This is a genomic window from Streptomyces sp. SID5785, from assembly GCF_009870065.1.
In the GTDB taxonomy this organism is placed as follows: domain Bacteria; phylum Actinomycetota; class Actinomycetes; order Streptomycetales; family Streptomycetaceae; genus Streptomyces.
Window position 1 is genome coordinate 1 of record NZ_WWIA01000367.1, and the last position, 10,769, is coordinate 10,769.

The 10,769-nt window shown below is 73.1% G+C and carries 8 protein-coding genes and 1 pseudogene; 6 read left to right on the plus strand and 3 right to left on the minus strand.

The genetic code is table 11. The annotated features are described in order from the left end of the window. Positions 1-386, minus strand: a 386-nt coding sequence (locus GTW43_RS11965) for a 3-hydroxyacyl-CoA dehydrogenase NAD-binding domain-containing protein (protein WP_202501352.1), incomplete at its 3' end; no start/stop codon positions are given. A gap of 358 nt (positions 387-744) precedes the next feature. Here GTW43_RS11965 and GTW43_RS11970 point away from each other — a divergent pair. Further along, positions 745-1,317 carry an adenylosuccinate lyase gene (locus tag GTW43_RS11970; RefSeq protein WP_161301635.1) on the plus strand — a complete coding sequence of 191 codons (573 nt, stop codon included), beginning with the start codon at positions 745-747 and terminating at the stop codon, positions 1,315-1,317. A 32-nt stretch (positions 1,318-1,349) separates the two neighbouring features. Here the strand turns inward: GTW43_RS11970 and GTW43_RS11975 are convergent, their stop codons facing one another. Further along, positions 1,350-2,933: an alpha/beta hydrolase gene (locus tag GTW43_RS11975; RefSeq protein WP_161301636.1), complete on the minus strand. Its 1,584-nt coding sequence runs from the start codon at positions 2,931-2,933 to the stop codon at positions 1,350-1,352. Between the two features lie 108 nt (positions 2,934-3,041). Then, on the minus strand, positions 3,042-4,115 hold the full coding sequence (locus tag GTW43_RS11980; RefSeq protein ID WP_161301637.1) for an Rv2578c family radical SAM protein: 1,074 nt from the start codon (positions 4,113-4,115) through the stop codon (positions 3,042-3,044). 146 nt (positions 4,116-4,261) lie between these two features. Here GTW43_RS11980 and GTW43_RS11985 point away from each other — a divergent pair, with 146 nt between their 5' ends. The 5 genes and pseudogenes from GTW43_RS11985 to GTW43_RS12005 all read left to right on the plus strand — a co-directional run. Further along, positions 4,262-4,705: an SRPBCC family protein gene (locus tag GTW43_RS11985; protein ID WP_161301638.1), complete on the plus strand. Its 444-nt coding sequence runs from the start codon at positions 4,262-4,264 to the stop codon at positions 4,703-4,705. Positions 4,706-4,891: 186 nt separating this feature from the next. Beyond that, complete coding sequence (locus tag GTW43_RS11990) at positions 4,892-7,330, plus strand: MFS transporter (RefSeq protein WP_161301639.1); 2,439 nt, start codon at positions 4,892-4,894, stop codon at positions 7,328-7,330. Between the two features lie 171 nt (positions 7,331-7,501). Then, a complete protein-coding gene (locus GTW43_RS11995) occupies positions 7,502-8,335 on the plus strand; it encodes a M55 family metallopeptidase (protein ID WP_161301640.1) in 834 nt (277 codons plus the stop codon). After that, positions 8,328-9,671 (plus strand): M20/M25/M40 family metallo-hydrolase, encoded by a 1,344-nt coding sequence (locus GTW43_RS12000; RefSeq protein ID WP_161301641.1) that lies wholly within the window; start codon positions 8,328-8,330, stop codon positions 9,669-9,671. The genes GTW43_RS11995 and GTW43_RS12000 overlap by 8 nt, the downstream gene beginning before the upstream one ends. Positions 9,672-9,762: 91 nt before the next feature. Then, positions 9,763-10,769, plus strand: a pseudogene (locus tag GTW43_RS12005) (S9 family peptidase); the annotation flags it as partial.

Below are 10,769 nucleotides of genomic sequence, written 5' to 3' on the forward strand. Positions count from 1 at the left end.
GTGCCCGTCGCGATGATCGTCCCGGGGCGCACGACCGCGTCGAGCTCCCGGAAGACCTGCTGCTTGATCTCGTACGACTCCGGCACGACCTCGATGACCAGATCCGCCTCGGCGGCGGCCTGGAGGTCGGTGAAGGTGCGGAAGCGGGCGAGCAGATCGGCCCGCTCCTGCTCGGTGAGGTGTGCACGGCGCACCGCACGCGCCGTGGAGGCCTCGAGGGCGGCGACGGCCTGACCGGTGGCGGCCTCGTCGATGTCGATGCCGATGACCTCGCGTCCGGCGCGGGCCAGCACCTCGGCGATGCCGGTGCCCATGGTGCCGAGGCCGACGACGGCGATCGTCGAGAGCGACGTCGGGGGCGCGAGAGGGGACAGGGGAGCGTCCATCCGGGAACTCCAGGAGTGAGGGTGACGGCTGAGGGGCGTACGCGGGCGCCGAAGGGGCCGACGGCGTACGGGAGTCGCACCACGCGGCCGGCCGCACAGGCGGGTCGCGGGGTGAAAGCGGACGGCTCTGTCCCGGAGCCGTGCCGTACTGAGAGCGAACTGCTGGTACTGCGCGATGCGGTACCGAACCGACTGGCACTCGGCGGCTGCGTCACCAGGCCGCCTCGAGTCGTGCCGCGGGAGAGTGTGTCCCGCTCACCTGAGCTTAACCAACGAGTAACGAGCGCGCCAGTCCTCGGGGTTGGTCATTCGCTGTGATCTGTGTCGCCGCAGGCCGGGCGCGTCTACCCTGGCCGCCATGGACGAACAGTCGCGCACGGTGACGGAACGCATCCGGAGGGAAGCGGGCGGCACCCCCGCCTTCGATCGGCTCGTCGCCGCGGACGACCGCGACGCCCTGGCCAGGGTGCTCACCGCGGCCGAACAGCCCCTGTGGGCCCGGGAGCTGGCCGCCTACCGGCTGGGGCTCGCCGGGGACAGCCGCGCGTTCGAGTCCCTCGTCCTGCTCCTGAACCACCGGGACCCCGACCGCTGCGCGGCGGCCGCCCACGCGCTCGCCGCCCTCGGCGACCCGCGCACGGCCCGCGCCGCCGCGGCTCTCGCCACGAACGAGCTGCGGGTCGCGTACGCCCTGCACCCGGTCCGTCTCCTGACCCGGCTGCGGGCCCCCGAGTCGGTGCCCGCGCTGATCGCCACGCTGCGCCGGCGCCTGGTCCCGCACGACCCGTACCGCAAGGTGGCGCTCGCCTGCGTCGAGGGCCTCGGCAGCCTCGCCGACCCGCGGGCCCGCGAGGTGCTCACCGAGGCGGCGGCGCACCCGCGCCTCGCGATGGCCGCCGCGGCGGCGCTGGCCCGGCTCCCGGCCGTCTGACGGCGGGCGGGAGCCGGGCCGCGTGCGGCGGGTCAGCCCCGGAAGCCGAGCAGTCCGTGCAGTCCGGCCCCGCCCGAGGACTGCGGCAGCGCCTTCGTCGTGCGCGGCTTCGGCTCGGGCAGCCGCTTGCAGACGGCGTCCGCCTCGCCGCTGCCCCGCGGCACCTTCCCGGTGGCGAGGTAGGCGGACAGGTGGTCGTCGAGGCAGTCGTTGCCGCTGAGGGTGATGCCGTGGTTGCCGCCGCCCTGCTCGACGACCAGGCTCGAACCGCGCAGCAGCCGGTGCATCTCGACGCCGCCCTCGTACGGGGTCGCCGCGTCGTCCGTCGCCTGGAACAGCAGCACGGGCGGCACCGAGTGGTTCACCACGTTCGTCGGGTACTTCGGCCGGGTCGGCCAGGACGCGCACGGCGCGTTGTACCAGGCGTTGTTCCACGTCGAGAACGGGGCCTTCTCGTGCACGCGGCGGTTGTCCGCGCGCCAGTGGTTCCAGTTCCGCGGCCATCGTGCGTCCCGGCACTGCACCGCCGTGTAGACGCTGTAGCCGTTGTCGCCCGCCGCGTCGACCGCGCCGAAGTTCTCGTAGGCCTCGACGAGCGGGTCGCTGTCCTTCTTGTTGGTGTACGCGGCGAACGCCTCGGCGAGGAAGGGCCAGTAGCCGTCGAAGTAGCCGCCCGGCAGGAACGTGTCCTCCAGCTCGCCGGCGCCGACCTTGCCCTGGGCGGGCTTCTTGGTCAGGGCGTCCCGCATCGCGTACCACGCGGCCTCGACCCGCGCCGGGTCCTTGCCGAGCCCGTAGGTGGCGTCGTGCTTGGCCACCCAGGCGAGGAAGGCCTGGTGGCGCGCGTTGAAGGCGACGTCCTGGGTCATGTTGTCCCGGTACCAGACGCCGGTCGGGTCCACGATCGAGTCGAGCACGAAGCGGCGGACCCGCTGCGGGAAGTACTTGGCGTAGACGGCGCCCAGGTAGGTGCCGTACGAGTAGCCGAAGTAGTTGATCTTCGAGGCGCCGAGCGCGGCGCGGATCGCGTCCATGTCGCGGACGCTGGAGACCGTGTCCATGTACGGCAGCACGTCCGCGTACTTCTCGCCGCACGCGCGCGCGAAGGAGGCGGCCCGGTCCAGGTTCGCCTTCTCGATCGCCTGCGTGGTGGGGACGCTGGGCGGGCGCACCGGGTCGAAGTGGCCCGGCACGCAGTCGAGCGCCGGCGTGCTCTTGCCGACGCCGCGCGGGTCGAAGCCGATGACGTCGTACTGCGCGGCCACCTTCTTCGGCAGGCTCGACGCGACGAACCCGGCCAGCGTCAGCCCGCTGCCGCCCGGCCCGCCCGGGTTCACCAGGAGCGGGCCCTGGGACTTCTTCGCCGTGTGCGGCACGCGTGACAGGGCGAGCGTGATCCGGCGGCCGCCGGGGTCGTCGTGGTCGAGCGGCACCTTCAGGGAGGCGCACTGCAGCGTCGGGTACGCGTCGGTGGCGCACTTCTTCCAGGTGACGGAGGTCTGCGGGGCGGACCCGGCGGGGCCGGAGCCGGGGGTGCCCGCGGCGGCGGTGACCGGGGTGACCGCACCCGCGGCCAGAGCGGCCGCGCCGCACAGCGCGACTGCGCGCTTCTTCATGGTGCCTCCCAGGGCGGAGGGGAGGACCGCGAGTCCACGGCCCAGCGGCATCGTCCCGGTGTGGAGGCCCGGCGGAACCTGTTCGCCCCGGATTTGACCCGATTGCGGTCACATGAATGTCAGCTGAGTGGGTGTCGGGGGACCGTCGAGGGGCGCGGGAGCCGGCTCGGGCACCCGGCGCCGCTGCTGCGCGCGCGAGGGTCCGATCCCGAACTCCTCGGCCAGCTCGTGCACCTGACGGGTCACCCGCCGCTGGTACCACTTCGGCGCGTACGCGCCCTCCGCGTACAGCCGCTCGTACCGGCGCACCAGATACGGGTGGTGCGCGGCCAGCCAGGACATGAACCACTCGCGCGCCCCCGGTCGCAGATGCAGCACGAGCGGGGTGACGGACGTGGCGCCGGCCCGGGCGACGGCCCGCACGGTGGCGCGCAGCTGTTCGGGACGGTCGCCGAGGAAGGGGATCACGGGTGCCATCAGCACCCCGCACCCGACCCCCGCGTCGGTGAGCGCCCGGACCACGTCAAGCCGGCGCTCGGGCGCGGGCGTGCCCGGCTCGACCGTGCGCCACAGCTCCTGGTCGACGAAGCCGACCGAGACCGAGACGCCGACGTCGGTGACCTCGGCCGCCTGCCGCAGCAGCGGCAGGTCGCGCAGGATCAGTGTCCCCTTCGTCAGGATGCTGAACGGGTTCGCGTAGTCGCGCAGCGCCTCCAGGATGCCCGGCATCAGGCGGTAGCGGCCCTCCGCGCGCTGGTAGCAGTCGACATTGGTGCCCATCGCGATGTGGTCGCCGTGCCAGCGGCGGGAGCCGAGCTGGTGGCGCAGCAGGGCCGGCGCGTTGACCTTCACCACGATCTGGCTGTCGAAGCCGAGCCCGGTGTCCAGGTCGAGATAGCGGTGGGTGTTCCGCGCGAAGCAGTACACGCACGCGTGGGTGCAGCCCCGGTACGGATTGACCGTCCACTCGAACGGCATCCGGGAGGCTCCCGGCACCCGGTTCACGATCGAGCGGGCCCGGATCTCGTGGAAGGTCACCCCGGCGAACTCGGGGGTGTCGATCGTGCGGCTCGTCACCGCGTCCGCGCCGAACAGCGCGGCGTCGGGGGTGCGGCCGTGCTCGCCGCGGCCGTCACCGGGGTCGGTGGAGCCGGTCGGGTCGGTGAGGTTGTCCCAGCGCATGACGCCTCCTCGCTAGCATCGGCCCCAGAATAGAACACATGTTCCCTTGATCGTGCGAGCCTCGCCACGACCCGGATTTGGTGGCGGGTACGGCGGGTGGTTGGCTGGGGCGAACCCCTGAGGAACCAAGTGCTGGAGGAACAGTCATGGCGCAGGTCGAGGCCACCACGGAGCGTGTCGTCGCCGCGAAGCCGGACGACGTGTTCGACGCCCTCGCCGACTACAGCGGCACCCGCGCGAAGCTGCTGCCCGAGCACTTCAGCGAGTACGAGGTGCGCGAGGGCGGCGACGGCGAGGGCACCCTCGTGCACTGGAAGCTCCAGGCCACCAGCAAGCGCGTCCGCGACTGCCTGCTGGACGTCGGCGAGCCCACCGAGGGCGAGCTCGTCGAGAAGGACCGCAACTCCTCGATGGTCACCACCTGGCGCGTCACCCCGGCCGGCGAGGGCAGCTCCCGGGTCACCGTGACGAGCGTCTGGAACGGGGCGGGCGGCATCGGCGGCTTCTTCGAGAAGACCTTCGCGCCCAAGGGGCTCGGCCGCATCTACGACGCGGTCCTCGCCAAGCTCGCCGCCGAGGTCGAGAAGTGACGCTCGCGCACTGATTCACCGCTCACCGTTTCGAGTGGTTTTCGTTTCGCGCCGGTTGTACGCCGTAGGGCTCCGACCGGCGCATTCGTCGATCACGCCCCCGTGAGCAGGCCCTCGTCTCACTTGCCCCTCGTTGTCGCGTAATGCGAGAAATGGGCGGCGCAAGGGCGACGAGGGGAGCTGCAGGTGGGCACGACGACGCTGGAGACCGAGGCGGTCGGGGGCCCGGTGACGGCCCCCGCACCGGACCCGGTCGCCGTGGCGGGACCGGCCCGGGACGCCACGGCGCACCGGCAGACCGCCCTCGAGGGGCAGTTGCCCGCGCACGGGCTCACCCCGCGCCGGGTGCGCATGGTCTTCCTCGGCCTCATGCTCGCCCTGCTGCTCGCCGCGCTCGACCAGATGATCGTCGCCACCGCGCTCCCGAAGATCGTGGGCGAGCTGCACGGCCTCGACAAGATGTCCTGGGCGATCACCTCCTACCTGCTGACCTCCACGATCGGCCTGCCGATCTACGGCAAGCTCGGTGACCTCTTCGGCCGCAAGGGCGTCTTCCTCTTCGCCATCGGCGTGTTCGTGATCGGCTCCGCGCTCTGCGGGCGCGCCGGGAGCATGGACCAGCTCATCGCGTACCGCGCCGTCCAGGGCATCGGCGCCGGCGGCCTCATGATCGGCGTGCAGGCGATCATGGGCGACATCGTGCCGCCGCGCGAACGCGGGCGCTACATGGGCCTGATCGGCGCCGCGTTCGGCCTCGCCTCCGTCGCCGGACCGCTGCTCGGCGGCTACTTCACCGACCACCTCTCCTGGCGCTGGTGCTTCTACATCAACGTGCCGTTCGGCCTGGTCACCCTCGCCGTCACCGCGGTGGTCCTCAAGCTGCCCAGGCCCACCGCGAAGGCGCGGCTGGACGTCCTGGGCGCTCTGCTGCTGGCCGCCGCCTCCACCTGCCTGGTCCTGCTGACCAGTTGGGGCGGCACCGAGTACGCGTGGGGCGACCGGGTCATCCTCGGACTCGGCGCGGGCGCCCTCGTCTCCACGGTGCTCTTCGTCGTCGCCGAGAAGTACGCGGCCGAACCCCTCATCCCGCTGCGACTGTTCCGCGACTCCGTGTTCAACCTGAGCGGGCTCGTCGGCATGGTCGTCGGCGTCGCCCTCTTCGGCGCGGCCAGCTATCTGCCGACCTTCCTGCAGATGGTCGACGGCGCCAGCGCCACCGAGTCCGGGCTCCTCATGCTCCCGATGATGGGCGGCGTCGTCGGCGCGTCCATCATCTCGGGCCAGCTCATCAGCCACACCGGCCGCTACCGCATCTACCCCATCCTCGGCAGCGCCCTGTCCACGGTCGGCATGTACCTCCTGTCCCGCCTGGAGGTCGACACCCCGCGCCTGGAGTACAGCGTCTACATGGCCGTGCTCGGCGCCGGCATCGGCCTGATCATGCCGGTGCTCGTGCTGGCCGTGCAGAACTCGGTGCGCCCCTCCGACCTCGGCACCGCCACGAGCGCCAACAACTACTTCCGGCAGATCGGCGGCAGCGTCGGCGCCGCCATCTTCGGCACCCTCTTCGCGAACCGCCTCGCCGACGCCCTGCGCGACCGGCTGCCCGCCGGCGGCAGCGGCGGCCCCGACGGCGAATCGATCACCCCGCAGCTCGTCCACGCCATGCCCGCCGCGCTGCGCACCCCGTACATCGAGGCGTACGCCGACGCGATGCCGCGGATCTTCCTCTACTTGGTGCCGGTCCTCGTCCTGGGCCTGCTCCTCGCCTTCTTCCTCAAGGAGACACCCCTGTTGTCCAGCGCCGCCCCCACCCCCGCCACCGAACACCCGGTGATCCCCGCCCAGGAGCGGTCCCCGCACCCCGCGGGCGTCCCGGTCTGCGGCACCGTCCAGCACCCCGACGGCACCGTGGTGCCCCGGGCCGCCCTCACCCTGATCGACGTCGGCGGGACCCAGATCGGGCGCGGCGCGAGCGGGGACGACGGACGCTACGCGCTCTCCACACCCGGTACCGGCTCGTACGTGCTGATCGCCGCGGCGGGCGGCCACCAGCCGCAGGCCGTCACCGTCACGGTGGGGGAGCGGCCCGTCGAGCTCGACGTCGTGCTCGGCGGCGCGGGGCGCCTGACCGGCTGTGTCGTCACCGCGGACGGCTCCCCGGTGCGGGACGCGACGGTCACCCTGACGAACGTGCACGGCGAGGTCGTCGCGACCACCCGCAGCGCCCGCGAGGGCAGTTACGTCATCACCGAGCTCGTCGCCGGGGAGTACACCCTGGCCGCCAGCGCGCCCGCGTTCCGGCCGGCCGCGCTGCCGGTGACCGTGATGGCGGCGCGCGAGACCCGCCAGGACGTCGAGCTCGCCGGAGGCGCCGTCCTGCGGGGCACCGTACGGGCGCTCGGCGGACGCCCCGTCGAGGACGCCCGCGTCACCCTGCTCGACGCCGCGGGCAACGTGGTGGACACGCTGACGACGGGCGCGGACGGGACCTTCCGCTTCGTCGACCTGTCGTCCGGCGAGTACACGGTGATCGCGGCGGGGTACCCGCCGGTCGCGACCGTGCTCCAGGTGGCCGGCGGCGGCCGCACCGAGCGGGATCTCCAGCTGGGGCACGAGGACTGACGGGGCGTCCGGTCGCCGTGCACCGGACGCGGCACGCCCTGTCCGCGCCGTACCGTGCACAGGGCTCTGACGAGCGGAAACTGCGCCTTCCGGGTGTGACATCGGTCTATACCACTGAGAGTTATCCACAGGCCTGGTGAGCGGCGGCCCGATCCGCGTACGGTGCTGGCCATGAAGATCCTCATCAGCGCCGACATGGAGGGCGCCACGGGTGTGACCTGGCCCGCCGACGTGCTCCCCGGCACCCCTCAATGGGAGCGCTGCCGCTCGATGTTCACGTCGGACGTGAACGCGGCGGCGCTCGGCTTCCTCGACGGCGGCGCCGACGAGGTGCTCGTCAACGAGGCGCACTGGACGATGCGCAACCTGCTGCTCGAGCAGCTCGACGACCGCGTCGAGATGCTCACCGGCCGCCACAAGTCGCTCTCCATGGTCGAGGGCGTCCAGCACGGCGACATCGACGGCATCGCTTTCATCGGGTACCACGCGGGCGCCGGCATGGAGGGCGTCCTCGCGCACACCTACCTGGCCAACCAGATCACGGGCGTCTGGGTCAACGACGTCCGGGCGAGCGAGGGCCTGCTCAACGCGCACGTGGTCGCCGAGTACGGCGTCCCCGTCGTCCTCGTCACGGGCGACGACCACGCCTGCGACGACGCCCTCGGGTACGCGCCCGAGGCCCGCAAGGTCGCCGTCAAGGACCACGTCTCCCGGTACGCGGCCGTGTGCCGCACCCCCGCGCGCACCGCCGCCGACATCCGGGCCGCGGCCGCCGACGCCGCGTCGCTCGCCGTGCGGCACGCACCCGTGCAGGCCGGCCCCTTCACCGTCGAGGTCGAGTTCGACGCCGAGCACCTCGCCATGGCCTCGACCGTCGTCCCCGGGGTCGAGCGCACCGGCGAGCGGCGCATCGCCTACACCCACGCGACCATGTACGAAGGCATCCGCACGTTCAAGGCCGTGACCACGATCGCCTCGGCCGCGGTGGAGGAGCAGTATGGCTGAGCAGCACCCCGGGCCCGGCACCGTCGACGGGCAGGCCCTGGACGAGGTCGTCACGTTCACCTCGGACCTCATCCGCATCGACACCACGAACCACGGCGGCGGCGACTGCAAGGAGCGCCCCGCCGCCGAGTACGCCGCAGCGCTGCTCGCCGAGGCGGGCCTCGAGCCCACGATCCTCGAGCGCACCCCGGGGCGGGGGAACGTGGTGGCCCGCATCGAGGGCACCGACCCGTCGGCGGACGCCCTGCTCGTCCACGGGCACCTCGACGTCGTCCCGGCCGAGGCCGCCGACTGGAGCGTGCACCCGTTCTCCGGCGAGGTGCGCGACGGCGTCGTGTGGGGGCGCGGCGCCGTCGACATGAAGAACATGGACGCGATGATCCTCGCGACCGTGCGGAACTGGGCACGGACCGGGTTCCGGCCCCGCCGCGACATCGTCCTCGCTTTCACCGCGGACGAGGAGGCCAGCGCCGAGGACGGTTCGGGCTTCCTCGCCGACCGGCACGCCGCCCTGTTCGAGGGCTGCACGGAGGGCATCAGCGAGTCCGGCGCCTTCACCTTCCACGACGGCTCGGGCCGGCAGTTCTACCCGATCGCCGCGGGCGAGCGCGGCACCGGCTGGCTCAAGCTCACCGCACGGGGCAAGGCGGGCCACGGCTCGAAGGTCAACCCGGCCAACGCGGTGAGCAGGCTCGCCGCCGCCGTGTCCCGGATCGGCGAGCACCGCTGGCCGGTCCGCCTCACCCCGACGGTCCGCGCCGCCCTCCGGGAGATGGCCGCCGTCTACGGCATCGAGACCGACGTCGACGCGCCGGACTTCGACGTCGACGCGCTCCTGGAGCGGCTCGGCCCGGCCGCCGCCCTCGTCGCCCCGACCGTGCGCAACAGCAGCAACCCGACGATGCTGTCCGCCGGCTACAAGGTCAACGTGATCCCGGGCGAGGCCACCGCCCTGGTCGACGGGCGGTACCTGCCGGGCACCGAGGACGAGTTCCGCGCCACGCTGGACGCACTGACCGGACCCGACGTCGACTGGGACTACCACCACCGGGAGGTCGCGCTCCAGGCTCCGGTCGACGCTCCGGCCTTCGCCCGGATGCGGGCCGCGGTCGAGGAGTTCGCCCCCGAGGGACACGTCGTGCCGTACTGCATGTCGGGCGGCACCGACGCCAAGCAGTTCTCCCGCCTCGGCATCACGGGCTACGGCTTCGCGCCGCTCAAGCTCCCCGAGGGATTCGACTACCAGGCCCTCTTCCACGGAGTGGACGAGCGGGTCCCGGTGGAGGCGCTGCACTTCGGGGTGCGCGTGCTCGACCGGTTCCTGCGCACGGCCTGAACACGCACGCAGACAGAAGCGAACGGACTGGGCGAAGATGGCGGACGCGAAGGACACGGAGGAACCGGGCCACATGGGGGACGGGGACCAGATGGTGGACATCAAGGCGTACGGGTCGTGGCCGTCGCCGATCGACGCGGCGCTCGCCGCCGCGCACGACGGCCGGCCCGAGTACCCGGGCTTCGTCGGCGACGAGGCGTGGTGGACCGAGCCGCGCCCGGCCGAGGCCGGCCGCCGCGCCCTCGTCCGGCGCCGCCCCGACGGCTCCGAGCACGTGGTGCTGCCGGCCCCGTGGAACGTGCGCAGCCGCGTCATCGAGTACGGCGGCCGCCCCTGGGCCGGCACCGACCGCCCCGAGGGCCCGCTCGTCGTCTTCGTGAACTTCGCCGACCAGCGGCTCTACGCCTACGCGCCGGACGCGCCGGACGCCGCCCCGCGCCCGCTCACCCCGGTGTCCGCCCTCGGCGGCGGGCTGCGCTGGGCCGACCCGGTGCTCCGCCCCGCACACGGAGAGGTCTGGTGCGTCCTGGAGGAGTTCACCGGGGAGGGGCCCGGCGACGTGCGCCGCGTGCTCGCCGCCGTCCCGCTCGACGGATCGGCGGCCGAGGACCGGACCGCCGTCCGCGAACTGTCGGACGGCGCCCACCGGTTCGTCACCGGCGCCCGTCTCTCCCCGGACGGCCGGCACGCCGCGTGGCTCGGCTGGGACCACCCGCGCATGCCCTGGGACGGCACCGAGCTGCTGCTGTCCGAGGTCGCCGACGACGGCACGCTCGGCCCTGCCAGGACCGTCGCGGGCGGTCCCGCGGAGTCCGTCTGCCAGGCCGACTGGGCCACCGACGGGGCGCTCCTGTACTCCGGCGACGCGAGCGGCTGGTGGAACCTGTACCGGCTCGACGTGCCGGTCGCGGGCGGGGCGCCCGGCGCGGCCCGGCCGTTGTGCCCGCGCGACGAGGAGTTCGGCGGACCGCTGTGGAAGGTCGGCCTGACCTGGTTCGCGCCGCTGCCCGGCGGTCTCGTCGCCGTCGTGCACGGTGTGGGATCGACCGCGCTCGGCATACTCGACCCGGAGACCGGCGAGGTCGTCGACACCGCGGA